Source organism: Catenulispora sp. EB89, assembly GCF_041261445.1.
Lineage (GTDB): Bacteria > Actinomycetota > Actinomycetes > Streptomycetales > Catenulisporaceae > Catenulispora.
Window position 1 is genome coordinate 58592 of sequence record NZ_JBGCCU010000039.1, and the last position, 17754, is coordinate 76345.

General features: G+C 70.2%; 16 protein-coding genes and 1 pseudogene. 15 read left to right on the plus strand and 2 right to left on the minus strand.

Going from position 1 to position 17754, the window contains the following annotated elements; genetic code table 11:
- The first annotated feature begins 96 nt into the window (after positions 1-96).
- The 10 genes and pseudogenes from uvrC (at position 97) to ABH920_RS46385 (ending at position 11259) form a co-directional block, all read left to right on the plus strand.
- Positions 97-2091 (plus strand): excinuclease ABC subunit UvrC, encoded by a 1995-nt coding sequence (uvrC, locus tag ABH920_RS46340; protein WP_370355751.1) that lies wholly within the window; start codon positions 97-99, stop codon positions 2089-2091.
- Between the two features lie 5 nt (positions 2092-2096).
- The gene (rapZ, locus tag ABH920_RS46345) at positions 2097-3080 is read left to right on the plus strand and encodes an RNase adapter RapZ (protein WP_370355752.1); all 984 of its coding nucleotides are present in this window, start codon (positions 2097-2099) and stop codon (positions 3078-3080) included.
- 158 nt (positions 3081-3238) lie between these two features.
- Positions 3239-4426 (plus strand): uridine diphosphate-N-acetylglucosamine-binding protein YvcK, encoded by a 1188-nt coding sequence (gene yvcK / locus ABH920_RS46350; protein WP_370355753.1) that lies wholly within the window; start codon positions 3239-3241, stop codon positions 4424-4426.
- A gap of 172 nt (positions 4427-4598) precedes the next feature.
- Positions 4599-5471 carry an SGNH/GDSL hydrolase family protein gene (locus tag ABH920_RS46355; RefSeq protein ID WP_370355754.1) on the plus strand — a complete coding sequence of 291 codons (873 nt, stop codon included), beginning with the start codon at positions 4599-4601 and terminating at the stop codon, positions 5469-5471.
- Positions 5472-5630: 159 nt separating this feature from the next.
- Positions 5631-6581 (plus strand): annotated as a pseudogene (whiA, locus tag ABH920_RS46360) (DNA-binding protein WhiA); the annotation flags it as partial.
- A gap of 322 nt (positions 6582-6903) precedes the next feature.
- A complete protein-coding gene (gap, locus tag ABH920_RS46365; RefSeq protein ID WP_370355755.1) occupies positions 6904-7929 on the plus strand; it encodes a type I glyceraldehyde-3-phosphate dehydrogenase in 1026 nt (341 codons plus the stop codon).
- A 97-nt stretch (positions 7930-8026) separates the two neighbouring features.
- Positions 8027-9220 (plus strand): phosphoglycerate kinase, encoded by a 1194-nt coding sequence (pgk, locus tag ABH920_RS46370; RefSeq protein WP_370355756.1) that lies wholly within the window; start codon positions 8027-8029, stop codon positions 9218-9220.
- 6 nt (positions 9221-9226) lie between these two features.
- Positions 9227-10018, plus strand: a complete 792-nt coding sequence (tpiA, locus tag ABH920_RS46375; protein WP_370355757.1) for a triose-phosphate isomerase — start codon at positions 9227-9229, stop codon at positions 10016-10018.
- 86 nt (positions 10019-10104) lie between these two features.
- Complete coding sequence (gene secG, locus ABH920_RS46380; RefSeq protein ID WP_370355758.1) at positions 10105-10350, plus strand: preprotein translocase subunit SecG; 246 nt, start codon at positions 10105-10107, stop codon at positions 10348-10350.
- A gap of 96 nt (positions 10351-10446) precedes the next feature.
- Entirely contained in the window at positions 10447-11259 is an 813-nt protein-coding gene (locus ABH920_RS46385) for a MerR family transcriptional regulator (RefSeq protein ID WP_370355759.1), read from the plus strand.
- Positions 11260-11278: 19 nt separating this feature from the next.
- Here the strand turns inward: ABH920_RS46385 and ABH920_RS46390 are convergent, their stop codons facing one another.
- Complete coding sequence (locus tag ABH920_RS46390; protein ID WP_370355760.1) at positions 11279-12082, minus strand: alpha/beta fold hydrolase; 804 nt, start codon at positions 12080-12082, stop codon at positions 11279-11281.
- A gap of 93 nt (positions 12083-12175) precedes the next feature.
- Here ABH920_RS46390 and ABH920_RS46395 point away from each other — a divergent pair, with 93 nt between their 5' ends.
- Entirely contained in the window at positions 12176-12598 is a 423-nt protein-coding gene (locus ABH920_RS46395; protein ID WP_370355761.1) for a hypothetical protein, read from the plus strand.
- 89 nt (positions 12599-12687) lie between these two features.
- Here ABH920_RS46395 and ABH920_RS46400 read toward each other — a convergent pair whose 3' ends face one another.
- Entirely contained in the window at positions 12688-13575 is an 888-nt protein-coding gene (locus ABH920_RS46400) for an SDR family oxidoreductase (RefSeq protein WP_370355762.1), read from the minus strand.
- 92 nt (positions 13576-13667) lie between these two features.
- On the opposite strand from ABH920_RS46400, the gene ABH920_RS46405 reads away from it, so the two are divergent.
- The 4 genes from ABH920_RS46405 (at position 13668) to ABH920_RS46420 (ending at position 17688) form a co-directional block, all read left to right on the plus strand.
- Positions 13668-14261 carry a TetR/AcrR family transcriptional regulator gene (locus tag ABH920_RS46405; protein ID WP_370355763.1) on the plus strand — a complete coding sequence of 198 codons (594 nt, stop codon included), beginning with the start codon at positions 13668-13670 and terminating at the stop codon, positions 14259-14261.
- A gap of 461 nt (positions 14262-14722) precedes the next feature.
- Positions 14723-15583, plus strand: coding sequence for an ABC transporter ATP-binding protein (locus ABH920_RS46410; RefSeq protein WP_370355764.1), 861 nt, complete (start codon positions 14723-14725; stop codon positions 15581-15583).
- On the plus strand, positions 15580-16458 hold the full coding sequence (locus tag ABH920_RS46415; protein WP_370355765.1) for an ABC transporter permease: 879 nt from the start codon (positions 15580-15582) through the stop codon (positions 16456-16458). The genes ABH920_RS46410 and ABH920_RS46415 overlap by 4 nt, the downstream gene beginning before the upstream one ends.
- 129 nt (positions 16459-16587) lie before the next feature.
- The gene (locus ABH920_RS46420) at positions 16588-17688 is read left to right on the plus strand and encodes an ABC transporter substrate-binding protein (protein ID WP_370355766.1); all 1101 of its coding nucleotides are present in this window, start codon (positions 16588-16590) and stop codon (positions 17686-17688) included.
- The last annotated feature ends 66 nt before the right edge of the window (positions 17689-17754 follow it).

Consider the following 17754-nt stretch of genomic DNA (forward strand, 5'->3'; position numbering starts at 1 on the left):
GGGGGACGTCGGGAGGATGCCGGGGGACCGGCGCGACAGCCCGGGGTCGACCCCCGGCCACCGGATCGTGTCCCCCCGGCCGCGTAGGCTTTCCCTGTGGCAGACCCGGCAACCTATCGCCCGAAGACCGGCGAGATCCCGACCTCGCCCGGCGTCTACAAGTTCCGCGACCCGCACGGCCGGGTGATCTACGTCGGCAAGGCCAAGAACCTGCGCTCGCGGCTGACGAGCTACTTCCAGGACCTGGCCAACCTGCACGTCCGCACCCAGACCATGGTGACCACGGCCGCGAGCGTGGAGTGGACCACCGTCACCACCGAGGTCGAGGCGCTCCAGCTGGAGTACACCTGGATCAAGCAGTTCGACCCGCGCTTCAACGTCAAGTACCGCGACGACAAGTCCTACCCGAGCCTGGCCGTCACCGTCGGCGAGGAGTTCCCGCGCGCGCAGGTCATGCGCGGTCCCAAGCGCCCCGGCGTCCGCTACTTCGGGCCCTACTCCCACGCCTGGGCGATCCGGGAGACGCTGGACTCGCTCCTGCGCGTCTTCCCGATCCGCACCTGCTCCTCCGGCGTCTTCAAGCGCGCCGCGCAGACCGGCCGGCCGTGCCTGCTCGGCTACATCGGCAAGTGCTCCGCGCCGTGCGTCGGCCGGGTCAGCGCCGAGGAGCACCGGGAGATCGTCGAGGACTTCGTCACCTTCATGGCCGGCCGCACCGACCGGTACATCAAGGGTCTGGAAGAGGAGATGAAGGAGGCTGCGAAGGACCTGGAGTTCGAGAAGGCGGCTCGCCTTCGCGACGACCTCCAAGCCCTGCGGCAGACTCTGGAGAAGAACGCCGTCGTCTTCGGCGACGGCACCGACGCCGACGTCATCGCGCTGGCCGAGGACCCGCTGGAGGCCGCGGTCCAGGTGTTCCACGTGCGTGGCGGCCGCATCCGGGGCCAGCGCGGCTGGGTCGTGGACCGGGTCGAGGACGTCGACACCGCCGGCCTGGTCGAGCACTTCATGCAGCAGCTGTACGGCTCCGAGCAGGGCGTGCAGGGGATCGACACGGAGACCGTGCCGCGGGAGATCCTGGTCCCGGAGCTGCCGGGCAGCGTGGAGGCCATAACGGAGTGGCTGTGCGAGCGCCGCGGCTCCAAGGTCGAGGTGCGCGTCCCCCGGCGCGGCGACAAGGCCGCGCTGATGGAGACCGTCGCGCAGAACGCCAAGCAGGCGCTGGCCCTGCACAAGACCCGCCGCGCCTCGGACCTCACCACGCGCTCGGTGGCCCTGCAGGAACTGGCCGACGCCATCGGCATGGACCAGGCCCCGCTGCGCATCGAGTGCTATGACATCTCTCACCTCCAGGGCACCAACGTGGTCGCCTCGATGGTGGTCTTCGAGGACGGTCTGCCGCGCAAGAGCGAGTACCGCCGCTTCACGATCAGGGGCTCCGAGGAGACCGGCGGCGCGACCAACGACGACGTGCGCAACATGCACGAGGTCATCACCCGGCGCTTCAAGGCCTTCCTCAAGGAACAAGAGGAAGAAAAGCTCATCGACGAGACGACCGGTGAGCGCCGGAAGTTCGCCTACCCGCCGCAGCTGGTGGTCGTCGACGGCGGCCAGCCGCAGGTCGCGGCGGCCGCGCGGGCCCTGGCCGACCTGGAGATCAGCGACGTCACGCTGGTCGGCCTGGCCAAGCGCCTGGAGGAGGTCTGGCTGCCGGACGAGGACGACCCGGTCCTGCTCCCGCGCAGCAGCGAGGGCCTCTACCTGCTCCAGCGGGTCCGGGACGAGGCGCACCGCTTCGGCATCGCCTTCCACCGCCAGAAGCGGTCCAAGTCGATGGTCGCCAGCGCGCTGGACGACGTGCCGGGGTTGGGGGAAGTACGGCGTAAAGCGCTGTTGGCCCATTTCGGAACTCTTCGCAAACTGCGCGCGGCGGATGTGGCAGAAATCGCCGAAGTACCTGGTATCGGGCCCGCTACGGCGCGCCAGATCCACAGTGCTTTGGCCGAGCTTCCGGTAAGTCGTGCGGTGAACGCCGCCACAGGTGAGATCCTGGAGGGGGGAGAGAGCAGGATCGGGCCGGACGAGGAGTGACGGGCGTGAGGGAGAACAGACCGAGCGAGCAGGACGCGCACGGGGAGTCGGAGCCGGTGGCCGGCGAGCCTGAGGGCTCCCAGGCTGCTCAGGGCGCCGACGAGCCCGACGCCGCGCAGGACGGCCCGCACGCGCCGGAGCTGGTGATCGTCACCGGCATGTCCGGGGCCGGCCGCTCCACCGCCGCCAAGGTCTTCGAGGACCTCGGCTGGTACGTCGTGGACAACCTGGCGCCGACGCTGATCGCGCCGATGGTGGACCTGGTGATGCGCGAGTCGCGCAGCACCGACCGGCTGGCGTTCGTCGTCGACGTGCGCGGCCGGGCCTTCTTCGACACGCTGCGCAGCACCCTGGACGAGCTGGACTCGGCCGGGCTGAACCACCGCATCGTGTTCCTGGAGTCCGACGACGACGTGCTGGTGCGCCGCTACGAGGGCGTGCGCCGGCCGCATCCGCTGCAGGGCGAGGGCCGGGTCACCGACGGCATCGAGCGCGAGCGGGAACTGCTGCGCGAGCTGCGCGGCGAGGCCGACCTGGTGATCGACACCTCGGCGCGCAACGTGCACGAGCTGCGGACCGCCATCGAGTCCGCCTTCGGCGACACCGACGACGTGCCGCTGCGGGCCACCGTCATGAGTTTCGGATTCAAGTACGGATTGCCCGTCGACGCCGACCTCGTCGCGGATGTACGGTTCTTGCCAAACCCGCACTGGGTGCCCGAACTCCGTCCGCGCACGGGTCAGGACCCTGAGGTGAGCGGGTACGTGCTGTCCCAGCACGGTGCCAAGGAGTTCCTGGACCGGTACGCGGAGGTACTGAACATCGTCACCGAGGGATACCGCCGCGAGGGCAAGCGCTACCTGACCCTGGCGATCGGCTGCACCGGCGGCAAGCACCGCAGTGTCGCGATGTCCGAGCAGATCGCCGCGCGGCTGTCGGCCGAGGGCGTGGACACCGTGGTCGTGCACCGCGACATGGGTCGCGAGTGACGGCGGCTGATCGGGCGGCGTCCAGGCGGGTCATACAGAACGAGGTGGTTCCGACCATCTCCGGGAACCTGTTCCGGCCCGAGCCGGCGGGATCGCCGGCTCATGCGGCCCCGCCGATCCCCGGTGGGCCGATGGGTCCCGGGGGTCCCATGGCTCCCATGGCTCCGATGACTCCCGCGGCTCCGCCGGCCGGGGCGGCCGGCGACCAGCTCGGCGGCCTGGCCGCGCCGCAGGGCCCGTTCGCGGCCACCGCTCCCGCGCAGCCGGCCGTGCCGATGATCGGCGCCGCGGTGGCCGCCGCGAACTGGGTCGAGCCGCCGCTGGAGGACGCCCCGACCGTCGAGTTCAAGGCCTTCAACAACGCCGCCGACGGCCGTCCGGCGCCGCGCGTCGTCGCCCTCGGCGGCGGCCACGGCCTGTCCGCGACCCTGGCCGCGCTGCGCACCGTCACCGACGCGCTCACCGCGATCGTCACCGTCGCCGACAACGGCGGCTCCTCCGGCCGGATCCGCCGCGAACTCGGCGGCCTGCCGCCCGGCGACCTGCGGATGGCGCTGGCCGCGCTGTGCGGCGACGACGAGTGGGGCCGCACCTGGGCTGACGTCCTGCAGCACCGCTTCGGCGGCCCGGCCGAGGGCGGCCTGCACGGCCACGCCGTCGGCAACCTGCTCATCGCCGCGCTGTGGGAGCGCCTCGGCGACCCGGTCCGCGCCCTGGACTGGGTCGGACGGCTGCTCGGCGCGCGCGGCCGGGTGCTGCCGATGTCGACGGTGCCGCTGGAGATCGAGGCCCTGGTGGCCGGCGTGGACCCGGCCAACCCGGGGGCGACCGACGTCATCCGCGGCCAGCACGAGCTCGCGGTGACGCCCGGCCGGGTGCTCTCGGTGCGCCTGAGCCCGCCGGAGCCGCCGGCCGCGCCCGAGGCCGCCGCCGCGATCCGGGCCGCCGACTGGACGGTCCTGGGCCCCGGCTCCTGGTTCACCAGCGTCATCCCGCACCTGCTGGTGCCCGAGCTGTGCGCGGCCCTGGCCGAGACCAAGGCGCGCAAGCTGCTGGTCTTCAACCTGTCCCCGCAGCCCGGCGAGACCGACGGCTTCTCCGCCGAGCAGCACATCGAGGTCCTCGCCGACCACTGCCCGGGCCTGCGCCTGGACCTGGTCCTGGCCGACGAGGTGTCCTGCGGCGCGCCGCGCGTGCACGGTCCGCTGGAGAAGGCGGCCGCCGCGCTCGGGGCGCAGGTCGTGCTGGCTCCGCTGGCCGCGCCGTACCGGGCCGGGGACAAGAGCCCGCGGCACGACCACGCGCTGCTGGCGCGGGCGTTCCGCGGGGTGTTCGCAAGGGTCTGATCACGGACTCTGATCGGCGCGGGCCGATCAGGGATTCGATCATCGAGATCTGAGCTCAGGGGTATGATCACAAGAATCTGATCACCCGTCAGGGTGATTGTCGCGGCCTCGGCGCCGCAGCATACTGACTGGTCGGTAACAAAGGTGTTCCCGATCGCCTAAGGGGTCTTCCATGCTGCGCACGCCGAACCGCCGCAAGACCGTCTTCTCCGCCGCCCTCGCCCTCGCCGCCGCGAGCCTCGCCGTGGTCACCGCCCCGGCGCAGGCCACCGCCGCCGGCTTCCACAAATACGTGGCCCTCGGTGACTCCTACACGGCGGTCGGCGACCTGCTCCAGCCGGCCGGCGGTCCGCTGGGCTGCTTCCGCAGCAGCGTCAACTTCCCGCACGACCTGGCGGCCCGGCTGCACGTCGACCTCGTCGACGCCTCCTGCGGAGGCGCGGTGACCGCGGACATGACCGGCCCGCAGTCGGTCATCGGCGGCACCAACCCCGCGCAGTTCGACTCGCTGACCCCGGACACCGACCTGGTGACCGTCGGGATCGGCGGCAACGACATCGGCTTCGGCGACATCGTGACCACCTGCGGCGAGCTGTCGCTGAACGTCTTCGGCAACCCCTGCCAGCAGCACTTCACCGTCAACGGCACCGACCAGCTCGCGGCCCGGATCGACGCGCTGGCACCGACCATCGACGCCGTGATCCAGGGCATCCACCAGCGCGCGCCGCACGCCACCGTCGTCGTGGTCGGCTACCTTCCGGTGCTGCCGGCGACCGGCGGATGCTGGCCGAGTATGCCGGTGGCGATCGGGGACGTACCGTGGCTGCACGGGATCGAGCAGAAGCTGAACGACATGCTGTCCACCGAAGCCGCCGCGAACGGAGCGCTCAGTGTCAATCCCAACGGCGTCACCGGCCGTGACGCCTGCCAGTGGCCGTGGACCCGCTGGGTCGAGCCGGTGATCCCGGCGCAGCCCGCCGCGCCGGTGCATCCCAATCCGGCGGGGCAGAGTGCGGTGGCCGCCATGATCGCCAGCAGGCTCTGATCGGTCGCACTAGGCCGAACGAGCGTCATCCAACCTCGTGAATGCGCGGGTGGAAGCACACGGCGCCGGTTCGCGTTGGTTAGGGTGGACCGCTGACGGGAACGGTTCCGGCTCGGCACTCTGAGCTGCGATGACAGGCGAAAAAGGGGTAGCGGCGCGATGGCGATGACGGCGGCGGTCAAGGACGAGCTGAGCCGCCTGGCGGTGACCAAGCCCTGCTGCCGCAAGGCCGAGGTGGCCTCGGTGTTCCGGTACGGAGGCTCCCTGCACATCGTGTCGGGGCGGATCGCGATCGAGGCCGAGCTCGACACCGGGGCCGCGGCCCGGCGCCTGCGCAAGGACATCTGGGAGGTCTACTCGCACCGCGCCGAGCTGGTCATCCAGTCGCCCGGCGGCCTGCGCCGGGGCCACCGCTACCAGCTGCGGGTGACCGCCGGCGGGGAGGCGATGGCCCGGCAGATCGGCATGGTCGACGGCCAGGGCCGCCCCGCCTTCGGCTTACCGCCGTACCTGGTCAACGGCCCGCTGTGCGACTGCGAGGCGGTCTGGCGCGGCGCGTTCCTGGCGCACGGCAGCCTCACCGAGCCCGGCCGCAGCTCGGCCCTGGAGATCAACTGTCCGAACATGGAGTCGGCGATCGCGCTGGCCGGGGCCGCGCGCCGGCTCGGCATCCCCGGCGCCAAGCACCGCGAGGTGCGCGGCAGCGACCGCGTGGTGCTGCGCGACGGCGACGCGATCAGCGCGCTGCTCACCCGGCTCGGCGCGCACGAGGCGGTGCTGGCCTGGGAGGAGCGGCGGATGCGGCGCGAGGTGCGCGCCACCGCCAACCGGCTGGCCAACTTCGACGACGCCAACCTGCGCCGCAGCGCCCGCGCCGCGGTCGCCGCCGGGGCCCGGGTCTCGCGGGCCCTGGAGATCCTGGGCGAGGACGCCCCGGACCACCTGGCCGCCGCCGGCCGGCTGCGCCTGGACCACAAGCAGGCCTCGCTGGAGGAGCTGGGCACGCTGGCCGACCCGCCGCTGACCAAGGACGCGATCGCCGGCCGGATCCGCCGGCTGCTGGCGATGGCCGACCGCCGGGCGTTCGAGCTCGGTGTGGACGGTACCGACGTCCCGGCGTCCGCGGGGTCATACGGACCGCCGTCCGTTTCTTACAGGGACGACTCACTCGGCGCCCGGCTGAGCGTCCCCGCGCAGGCTGGCGCGGGTTCGGCGGAATTCGTCGGTCAGACGTCCGACGACCTACCGGCGAGTACGGATTCTGCCATCGTCTCGCAGGTCGGGCCGGGTGCGTTGTCTTCCCCGGGTTCGCGATAGGCTCGTGACCGTGCGCGGTCCGAATCGAATGATTCGGTGAATCGCCACGTTATGCGTCGACTCTCGACCGGGTGTGCACAAGAGCGCCCGGCAACCTGAAGGGAGCCCTGCGACAGTGACCGTCCGGGTAGGCATCAACGGATTCGGCCGCATCGGCCGCAACTTCTTCCACGCGATCGTCGCCTCCGGTGCTGACGTCGAGGTCGTGGGGATCAACGACCTCGCTGCCGCCCCGATCCTGGCGCACTTCCTGAAGTACGACTCGATCCTGGGCCGCTTCGACGGCACCATCGAGGCCAATGAGGGCGAGCTGGTCGTCAACGGCCGCGCCATCAAGGTGCTCTCCGAGCGCGACCCCGCGGCGCTGCCGTGGAAGGAGCTCGGCGTGGACGTGGTCGTGGAGTCCACGGGCCTGTTCACCAACGGCGACGACGCGCGCAAGCACATCGAGGCCGGTGCCAAGAAGGTCATCATCTCGGCGCCCGCCACGAACGACGACATCACCATCGTGATGGGCGTCAACCAGGACAAGTACGACGCGGCGAACCACGCGATCATCTCCAACGCGTCCTGCACCACCAACTGCCTGGCCCCGCTGGTGAAGGTGCTGCTCGACGAGTTCGGCATCGAGCGCGGCTACATGACCACGGTGCACGCGTACACCACCGAGCAGCAGCTGCTCGACCAGATCGCGCTGACCCGCAAGGGCACCATCGACCTGCGCCGCGCCCGCAGCGCCCCGCAGTCGATCATCCCCACCTCCACCGGCGCGGCCAAGGCCATCGGCCTGGTCATCCCGGAGGTCAAGGGCAAGCTCGACGGCTTCGCGATGCGCGTGCCGGTCCCCACCGGCTCGGTCACCGACCTGACCGTGGACCTGGGCCGGGAGACCACCAAGGAAGAGATCAACGCGGCGTTCAAGAAGGCCGCCGAGACCGGTGCGCTCAAGGGCTTCCTGAAGTACACCGAGGACGAGATCGTCTCCCGCGACATCGTCACCGACCCGCACAGCTGCATCTTCGACAGCAAGCTGACGATGGCCAACGGCAACCAGGTCAAGGTCGTCGGCTGGTACGACAACGAGTGGGGCTACTCCAACCGCCTCGTCGACCTCGTCGCGTACGTCGGCGCCTCGCTGTAGCCGATCGCTGTAGCCCGATCACTGATACAGATTCCGTGCCCGCACGAGCCCCGTTCCGGGTTCGTGCGGGTTTCTCGTTGACAGAGAAGAAGGACTTATGAAGACCCTCGACGACCTCGACGTCGCCGGCAAGAAGGTCCTGCTGCGCTCGGACCTGAACGTCCCGCTGGACGGGGACCGCATCACCGACGACGGCCGCATCCGGGCCTCGGTCCCGACCATCAACGCGCTGCTGGACAAGGGCGCCCGGGTGATCATCACGGCGCACCTGGGCCGCCCCAAGGGCGAGCCGGACCCGAAGTACAGCCTGGCCCCGGTGGCCAAGCGGCTCGGCGAGCTGCTGGACGTCCCGGTCACCTTCGCCTCCGACACCGTCGGGGAGTCCGCGCAGGCCGCGGTCGCCGCGATGACCGAGCGCTCGGTGGTGCTGCTGGAGAACGTCCGCTTCAACGCCGGCGAGACCGCCAAGGACGACGCCGCCCGCGGCGCGTTCGCCGCGCAGCTCGCGGCCCTGGCCGACGTGTTCGTCTCCGACGGCTTCGGCGCCGTGCACCGCAAGCACGCCTCGGTCTACGACATCGCCAAGCTCCTGCCCTCCGCCGCCGGCCTGCTGATCCAGACCGAGGTCGCGGTCCTGAAGAAGCTCACCGAGAACGTCGCGCGCCCCTACGCGGTGGTCCTGGGCGGCTCGAAGGTCTCCGACAAGCTCGCGGTCATCGAGAACCTGCTGGAGAAGGCCGACCGGATCCTGGTCGGCGGCGGCATGGTCTTCACCTTCCTGAAGGCGCAGGGCTACGAGGTCGGCCGCTCGCTGCTGGAGGAGGACCAGATCCCGACCGTGCGCGGCTACCTCCAGCGCGCGGCCGAGCGCGGCGTGGAGTTCGTGCTCCCGATCGACATCATCGCGGCCACCGAGTTCTCCGCCACCGCCGAGCACGAGGTGGTCTCGGCCTCGGAGATCCCGGCCGACCGGCTGGGCCTGGACATCGGCCCGGAGTCCGGCAAGCTGTTCGCGAACAAGCTCTCCTCGGCCAAGACCATCTTCTGGAACGGCCCGATGGGCGTGTTCGAGATGGAGCCGTACGCCGGCGGCACCCGCGCCGTCGCGCAGGGCCTGATCGACTCCGAGGCGTTCACCGTGGTCGGCGGCGGCGACTCGGCGGCCGCGGTGCGGCAGCTGGGCTTCGACGAGGCCGCGTTCGGCCACATCTCCACCGGCGGCGGCGCGAGCCTGGAGTACCTGGAGGGCAAGACCCTCCCGGGCCTGGCCGTGCTCGAGGAAGGGAAGTAGGTCTCCATGGCTGAGCGTAAGCCGCTTATGGCCGGCAACTGGAAGATGAACCTCAACCACCTGGAGGCGATGAAGCACGTCCAGGAGCTGGCGTTCTCGCTGAACGACAAGGACTTCGACGCGGTCGACGTCGCGGTCCTGGTGCCGTTCACCGACATCCGCTCCGTCCAGACCCTGGTCCAGGGCGACAAGCTGCGGATCCAGTACGGCGCGCAGGACGTCTCCGAGCACCCCTCGGGCGCCTACACCGGCGACATCTCCGCGCCGATGCTGGCCAAGCTGGACTGCCACTACGTGGTGGTCGGCCACTCCGAGCGCCGCCAGTACCACGGCGAGACCGACGCGCTGGTCGCGGCCAAGGCCGTGATGGCGCGCAAGCACGGGATCACCCCGATCATCTGCGTCGGCGAGCACCTGGACGTCCGCAAGGAAGGCGCGCACGTGGCGCACTGCGTCGAGCAGACCCGCGGCTCCCTGGCCGGCCTGACCGCCGAGCAGGTCCAGGCCTCGGTCATCGCCTACGAGCCGGTCTGGGCGATCGGCACCGGCGAGGTCGCGACCCCCGAGGACGCCCAGGAGGTCTGCGCCGCGATCCGCGCGGAGCTGGCCGTCCTGTTCGACGAGAGCGTGGCGGCCAACACCCGCATCCTGTACGGCGGCTCGGTGAAGGGCGCCAACGCCGCCGAGCTGATGGCCCAGGCGGACATCGACGGCGCACTGGTCGGCGGGGCGTCACTGGACGCCGCGGACTTCACCCGCATCGTGCGTTTCCGCGATTCCGCAGTTGCCGCTGGCTGAGCGCCGCTTCCATTGCGTAATGTAGGGGGCGGGGTGCCCTGGCATCCCGTCCCTGTCCTTATCGGAAGAGCGAGTGGACCGCCGAAGTGACTCTTTACCAGTGGATCGTCTCGGGTATCCTGACTGCGACCAGCCTGCTCCTCATCATGTCGGTGCTCCTGCACAAAGGTAAGGGCGGTGGCCTGTCCGACATGTTCGGCGGCGGCGTGTCCGGCGGCCTGCAGGGCTCCTCGGTGGTGGAGCGCAACCTGGACCGGATCAGCGTCGTCCTGTCGGTGATCTGGATCTCGTGCATCGTGGGGCTCGCGCTGCTCTACAAGCACAACGTCTGAACGGCAGCAGGGTAGGAGTACTGGCGCCCGCCCGGATTCTTTCCGGGCCGGCGCCTTTTTGACCCTCACGCCACGTCAGGGCGCACAGTAGGCGGCATGAACGGCAAGCACATCGACGAGGGCATCGACGAGCGCACCGGCGAGTACACAGTAGGCGTCGCAGCCGACCTGACCGGCATGTCGGTCCGCACCCTGCACTACTACGACCAGATCGGCCTCGCCCGCCCCAGCACCCGCAGCGCCGCCGGCTACCGCCTCTACACCGACGCCGATCTGGCGGTGCTCCAGCGCGTCGCGTTCTACCGGGAGCTGGGCTTGGAGCTCGGCGACATCGCGGAGATCTTCGCCGCCCCGGATGCCACCGACGAGGACCACCTGCGGCGGCAGCGCGAGCTGATCGAGCAGCGGATCGTCCGGTATCGCGGCATGCTCACGGTGATCGACAAGGAGCTGGCGGCGCGTGCCGTCGGCATCGCGTTGACGCCGGGGGAGCGGCGGGAGGTGTTCGGGGAGGGGCAGTTCGTCGAGCGGCTGCTGGACCACGCCGCCGACGCCGAGCGGGAGTGGGGCGGCACGCCGGAGTTCGTGCAGCGTCGGCAGCGCACCGCGCGCTACGGGGAGCAGGACTGGCTGCGGCTGCGCGCCGAGCTGGCGGCGATCAACCAGGGGTTGGCCGACGCCATGGCGCGAGGCGTTCCGGCCGCGGATCCGGCGGCGACGGAGCTGGCCGAGCGGCTTCGGCTGCACACGGATCGGTGGTTCCACGACTGCGACTACGAGACGCACCGGGAGCTGGCCGAGCACTACCGCGCGAACCGGCGCAGCGGACGGAACTACGACGACATGGTGCCGGGGCTGTCGCAGTACGTCCACGACGCCATCGTGGCGAACTGTCGGCGGGTCGGCTGAGGGGGAGTTGTCCGGCTGATCAGCGTTCGCGCTCGCTGCCGTCGCCGTCGCCGTCGCTGTCGCCGACGTCGAGGAAATCCAGCAAAGCCGCAAGAAACGCAGGCTCCGCCACCGCCCGCCCATGATCCCCAGGCACCATCACCTTCGTCGCCCGCGGTAGCGCCACGACCAACTCGTCCACCGACTCAGCCCGCTCGTCCTCACTCCCCATCACCACAAGCGTGGGCACCTGCACACGCCCGAGCTCCGCCGCCGGCGTCGCCGCGAGCGAATCCAGCGCGTGCAGCAGCGCGACGGTGTCCATGCCCCCGCTCTCCAGCCACTGCGCAGTGCGCTCGTCCGCCGAGCCCGGCTCGAACGGCTCCGTCGCCGAGACGATCCGCCGCAGCATCCGCGCCACGCCGCCGCCGAAGCCCTCCACCTGCCTGAGCCCCTGGCCGCCGACCACCGCCCGGCGCGGCGTGGCGCCGCGGACCAGCATCCGCACCACGATCCGCGCGCCGAGGGAGTACCCGCCGAGGTCGTAGTCGGCTCCCGCCAACCCGAGGTGGTCCAGCAGCGCGAGCGCGTCGTCGGTGAGGACGTCGCTCGGGTAGGCGGCGGCGTCGTGCGGCTTGTCGCTGCTGCCGTGGCCGCGGAAGTCGGGCAGGATCACGTGGTGCCCGTGGGCCGCGATCGTGGCGGCACGCTCGTCACGGAGCCACAGTGTGCTGTCGCCGAGTGCGCCGTGCAGGAGCAGCAGGGGTCTGCCCTCGCCGAGCTCGCGGTAGGCGAGGCGGACTCCGTCGTGGGCCGGGAAGAAGGACACTGTGGGGTTGGACATGTGCGGGAGCGTATACCGGCCCGCCCGACTGTTCCGCCGACGTCCGGCCAAGCGTGAAAGCGATCTGTAAGTGCCCGCATACACACTGGCTGCATGATGAGTACCAGGATCGCCGCCAGCCTCTTCGTCGCCGTCGCAAGCCTCGGCGGCGTCGCCGCGCTCGCCGCTCCCGCCTCCGCGGCTCCGGCGGCTCCAGCGGCTTCGGAGGCTTCAGCCGCCTCGGGCAGCTGCTACTTCTACGACAACCTGAACAATCAGCCGGGCGCCTGCGCCGATGAGACCACCAACTACTTCGAGGGGAACGTCGGCGTCTGGAACGACCCGAACGACCCCACCACGCAGGTCGCCACCGGCACGGCCGGGCAAGTCTTCAAGAGCATCGACTACGTCTCCAACGGCCGGTCGACGACCTGCGACAACGGCGTGACCACGACGTACTGGTACCACGGCATCGACGCGGTGAGCAGGCAGACCGGCTGGGTCCCCGACTGCTACCTCAACGGCGAGCCCAGCTGACGAAGGAGCACGCAGGAGGGCCGAAGGAACGGCCCTCCTTTCCCATCGAATTCCATCAAACCAAGTAGTACGTCCGGCTAACCCTCCGCCTACTCCGCACCCGCGAAGTAGTGCCCCGCATCGATGTCCGCGATCAGCCCCGGCTCCTGCGGCTCCCACCCCAGCAGCTCGCGCGTCGCGGCGTTCGGCATCGTGATGTCCATGGCGGCGAACGGGAACCCGGCGAAGTGCTCCGCGACCCGCTCTGCGGGCACGCTGACCGCCGGCACATCAAGGTGCCGCGCGATAGCCTCCGCGACATCCCGCACCGCGATCCCCTCCTCGGCCGCGGCGAACAGCTGCGTCCCGGCCGGGGCTTTGTCCAGGGCCAGCCGGTAGAGGCGCGCGACGTCCAGCAGGTGACCGGCCGGCCAGCGGTTCGCACCGTCGCCGACATACCCCGAGACGCCGCGTTCCCGAGCGATGCGGATCATCTGCGGGATGAACCCGTGCTTGTCGCGGGAGCTGTGAGTGGCCGACGGGATGGCCATGAAGATGGTGTGTACGCCGCGCTCGGTGTACTCCTCCAGCGCTGTGGTGACGATCGAGCGCGGGTTCGCCGCGAAGGCGGCGTCGCGCTGCGCGTCGCCGGTGCGGCGGATGCCGATGCCGACGAGGATCTTGCCGGTGCCGACCAGCGCGTCGCCGAAGGCGCGGATGACGCTCAGGTCGGTGGCGGCGGCGTCGGGGAAGCGGCCGGCCGCGATGGTGGCGTGGTCGAAGGCCAGGTGGACGACGGCGTCGGCCTCGGTGGCCGCGGCCTGGAGCAGGTCCAGGTCGGTCATGTCGCCGCGCCGGACCTCGGCGCCCATCGCGGCGACCGCGGCGGCCGAGGCGTCGGACCGCGCCAGGCCCGTGACCTGGTGTCCGGCCTGCAGAAGTTCGGGGACGACGGCGGAGCCGATGTAGCCGCTGGCGCCGGTGACGAAGATGCGCATGGGGACTCCCGGGGGAAAGTGATGTGACTCGGTAACGTCACTACGACTGTAGCGCAGTGATGTGACCAAGTCACATCAACTAGGCTGTCCCCATGGCCCGATGGGAACCGAACGCACGCGAACGCCTGGTCCGCGCCGCCGTCGACCTGTTCACGGAGCAGGGCTACGACGCGACCACCGTCACCCAGATCGCCGAGCGGGCCGGCGGCCTGACGAAGACCACCTTCTTCCGCCACTTCCCGGACAAGCGCGAGGTCCTGTTCGCCGGCCAGGAGCTCCACGCCCGCCTACTCGCCGAAGCCCTCGCCGCCGCCCCACCGGACGCCACACCCCTGACCGCGGTCGGGTCCGCCCTCGACGCACTGGCAGGCTCGTTCCACGAGGACCGCCGCGAACTCGGCGCGAAGCTGTTGGTGCTGATCGCCGGCAACACGGAGATCCAGGAACGCTCGGCGTTCAAGCACGCCATCCTCACCGCAGCCATCACCGACGGCCTGCGCAAGCGCGGCGTCGCCGACCAGATCGCGGCGCTGGCGGCGGAGGTGGGGATGCTGGCCTTCGACGAGGCCTTCGCGCGCTGGGTCGCTTCGACGGATCCGTCCGCTCCAGCCGACCGCCGCAGCCTGGTCGACTACACGCGGCAAGCCCTCGCAGAGCTGCGCGAAGCGGCAGCAGCGCTCGACTGAGTACGAGCACTGAACATCGAGCGTTAACGCCGCCGCCTCCCGAACCTCGGGAGACGGCGGCCCGCCCGGGACGAGGGATGAACCCGGGCGTGCGGCGGGCCTGCTGATGGGGGTGGGGGACCCGCCGCCGGTGGTGCCGATCGTGAAGCCCTCGCGTCGCGAGGCGGAATGCGACCGCGAACGCCCGGTTCCGGCCCCGGGCGCCAAGTCGCCGTTGCCGATTGTGAACTTTTCACGGCCGTTCAACAAGGGTGCCCGCAGATCTTTCCGGGTCGTGACCGGATCGTGATCCCAAATGCCCCAAACGTGCTCTGACCAGGCGTGAGCTAAATGAGCAGAACCCTTTCCAACGCACATATCGCGGCTTAGCGACGAAACGAAGACGTAACACAGGTCACGTCCTAGCGTCTGCATTCCGTACCCCGGAACGAAACCCCGATATGAGAAAAGGAGCGGATTCGATGGCTGCACGAAGCGCTTCCGCGACAGCCCCGGCCGCCGGCCGAACCGATCGGGAGAACGCTCGCATCGAGATCACCGGCGTCACCAAGCGGTTCCTCACACCGTCCGGCGACGCTTTCACGGCCCTGCGCGACGTCTCCTTCACCGTCGAGCCCGGCCAGTTCTGCGCCGTCGTCGGACCCACCGGCTGCGGCAAGTCCACCACGCTCGGCCTGGTCGCGGGCCTGGACAAGCCCAGCGAGGGCTCGGTCAGGGTCGGCGGCAGGGAAGTCACCGGCATCACCGACGGCACGAGCTTCATGTTCCAGGCCGACGCGCTGCTGCCGTGGAAGACGGTGCTCGGGAACGTCGCCATGGGCCCGATCTTCAAGGGCGCCAACAAGAAGGACGCGCAGGCGCTGGCCCGCGACTGGATCCGCCGCGTCGGCCTGGCCGGCTTCGAGGAGCACCACCCGCACCAGCTGTCCGGCGGTATGCGCAAGCGCGTCGCGATGGCCGCCGCGCTGATCAACGAGCCGTCGATCCTGATGATGGACGAGCCGTTCGGGGCGCTGGACGTGCAGACCAAGGCGATCATGTCGAACGAGCTGCTCGGGCTGTGGGAGCAGCTGCGCCCCTCAGTGCTCTTCATCACCCACGACCTCGAGGAGGCCGTGGCGCTGGCCGACCGCGTCGTGGTGCTGTCCGCGGGCCCCGGGACCGTCAAGGAGATCTTCGACATCGACCTGCCGCGGCCGCGCGGCTCGGTGCAGGAGATCCGCTTCGACACGCGGTTCCTCGAACTCCACCACCAGATCTGGGAGACGCTGCGCGAAGAGGTCGAGCGCTCCTACGCACGCACGACGGGAGAGAAGGCATGAGCGCGGACACCTTGGCGTCCACGTCGGTCCAGCCGGCCACCAAGCGCCGCGGGCTGAGCATCCGCCGCAAGCGCAAGCTCAAGATCCACGCGGCCCAGATCGGCTTCGCCGTCGTGATGCTCGGCGGCTGGCAGCTGTTCGCGACGAACAAGTGGCTCGGGGTGGACCCGTTCACCTACGGCAAGCCGACCCTGATCTGGGACAGCCTTTACGCCTACTTCACCAAGGGCGACCAGGCCACCGAGTTCGGCTCGTACTGGCTGCAGATCGAGACGACGCTGCGCGAGGCGGGGCTCGGCTTCCTGCTGGGCACCACGGTCGGTGTCGTGCTCGGTGTCCTGCTCGGCATGAACCGCTTCCTCGCCGAGGTCATGGACCCGTACATCAAGATCTTCAACTCCATCCCGCGCATCGTGCTCGGCGAGATCTTCCTGGTCGCGCTGGGCCTGGGCGAACTCCCGCACCTGCTGCTCGCCGCGGTCCTGGTGTTCTTCGTGGTCTTCTTCAACGCCTTCCAGGGCGTCCGCGAGGTCGACCGCAACATCCTGGCCAACGCCAAGGTGCTCGGCGCGAAGCGGTTGGCGATCGTCCGGCACGTGATCCTGCCCTCGGCGCTCACCTGGATCATCGCCAGCCTGCACAGCGCCTTCGGCTTCGCGCTCACCGGCGCGATCGTCGGCGAGGTCATCGGCGCGCAGCGCGGCCTGGGCCTGGTCATCGCCACCGACCAGGGCAAGTTCGACTCCAACGGCGTGTACGCCACGATGCTCGTCATCGCGGTCCTCGCGCTGGTCGCCGAGTGGATCATCACCCAGGTCGAACACCGGCTGCTGTCCTGGCGCCCGCCGTCGCCGTCGGAGACCGCGTCGATCTGATCCGGCGCCGGTCCTGATTCTGCTCCGGTCCTGATTTCGCACCGTTCACCACCACCGTCCGCGGGTTCCCTCGCCGGCGGATCCCCACCCCGAATCCCCACCCCGAATCCAGCGAAAGGTACGTCAGCCATGTTCAAGCGGACACTCATCGGCGCGGCGGTCTGCGCCCTCGCCGTCACCACCGTCACCGCGTGCTCGAGCTCGAAGAGCAGCGGTTCCGGTTCCTCCTCCACCGGCGCCGCCGGCGGGAGCCTGCCGACCGTGAAGCTCATGGTCGGCGGCATCGACAAGCAGATCTACCTGCCCTACAAGCTGGCCGACCAGCTGGGCTTCTACAAGAAGTACGGCGTCAACGTCGAGCTGAGCACCGAGACGCAGGGCGGTGTCGGCGCGGAGGACGCGATGATCTCCGGCAGCGTCGACATGGCCGGCGCGTGGTACAACCACACGATCGACTTCCAGGCCAAGGGCAAGGCCGTCGAGGACATCGTCAACCTTTCCGGCGCGCCGGGCGAGCGCGAGATGTGCGCCACGAACAGCGGTGTGCACTCGGCGGCCGACTTCGCCGGCAAGACCCTGGGCGTCACCGACCTGGGCTCGGGCACCGACACGCTCACCACGTTCCTCGCCGCGCAGAAGAACCTGGCCCCGAACCAGTACCACAAGCTGGCCGCCGGCGCGGGCGCGACGGCGATCGCCGCCCTGCAGCACGGCACGGCGGCCTGCGTCATGACGACGCAGCCGACGGTGCTCGCGATGGAGAAGCAGAAGATCGGCTACTCGGCGATCGACCTGGCCACCGCGCAGGGCGCGACGGCGGCGATGGGCGGCACCTGGCCCTCGGCCGGCGTCCTGGCCCAGACCAGCTGGGTCAACAGCCACAAGACCGAGGCCCAGGCCGTGGTCAACGCCCTGGTCGCGACCATGCACTGGATCGACACGCACAGCGCCGCCGACATCGCCAACGCGCTGCCCGCGACCTACGTCCAGAACAGCACCATCACCAAGGCCGACTACATCGCGGCCCTGACCCAGGACAAGGGCCAGTTCCTCCCGGACGGCATCATGCCGGCCGGCGGTCCGAAGACCGTGCTCGCGACCGAGAAGATCGTCGGCGTCGACACCTCGAAGATCAACCTGTCGGCGACCTTCACCAACGACTTCGTGACGGCCGCGAACAAGCTGGAGGGCACGCAGATCACCCAGACGCCGGCCGGCGCCGACGGCTGAGCAACCGGCTGGGCAACCGGCTGAGGCCACCGCGACCGGGGTGTCCGGAACGGTTCCACGGCAGCG

Bases quoted from the DNA above. Each gene is read 5' to 3' on its own strand.
- yvcK (WP_370355753.1), top strand. From the start codon at position 3,239: ATGGCTCCGATGACTCCCGCGGCTCCGCCGGCCGGGGCGGCCGGCGAC.
- ABH920_RS46355 (WP_370355754.1), top strand. From the start codon at position 4,599: ATGCTGCGCACGCCGAACCGCCGCAAGACCGTCTTCTCCGCCGCCCTC.
- pgk (WP_370355756.1), top strand. From the start codon at position 8,027: ATGAAGACCCTCGACGACCTCGACGTCGCCGGCAAGAAGGTCCTGCTG.
- tpiA (WP_370355757.1), top strand. From the start codon at position 9,227: ATGGCTGAGCGTAAGCCGCTTATGGCCGGCAACTGGAAGATGAACCTC.
- ABH920_RS46385 (WP_370355759.1), top strand. From the start codon at position 10,447: ATGAACGGCAAGCACATCGACGAGGGCATCGACGAGCGCACCGGCGAG.
- ABH920_RS46390 (WP_370355760.1), bottom strand. From the start codon at position 12,082: ATGTCCAACCCCACAGTGTCCTTCTTCCCGGCCCACGACGGAGTCCGC.
- ABH920_RS46395 (WP_370355761.1), top strand. From the start codon at position 12,176: ATGATGAGTACCAGGATCGCCGCCAGCCTCTTCGTCGCCGTCGCAAGC.
- ABH920_RS46400 (WP_370355762.1), bottom strand. From the start codon at position 13,575: ATGCGCATCTTCGTCACCGGCGCCAGCGGCTACATCGGCTCCGCCGTC.
- ABH920_RS46405 (WP_370355763.1), top strand. From the start codon at position 13,668: ATGGCCCGATGGGAACCGAACGCACGCGAACGCCTGGTCCGCGCCGCC.
- ABH920_RS46410 (WP_370355764.1), top strand. From the start codon at position 14,723: ATGGCTGCACGAAGCGCTTCCGCGACAGCCCCGGCCGCCGGCCGAACC.
- ABH920_RS46415 (WP_370355765.1), top strand. From the start codon at position 15,580: ATGAGCGCGGACACCTTGGCGTCCACGTCGGTCCAGCCGGCCACCAAG.
- ABH920_RS46420 (WP_370355766.1), top strand. From the start codon at position 16,588: ATGTTCAAGCGGACACTCATCGGCGCGGCGGTCTGCGCCCTCGCCGTC.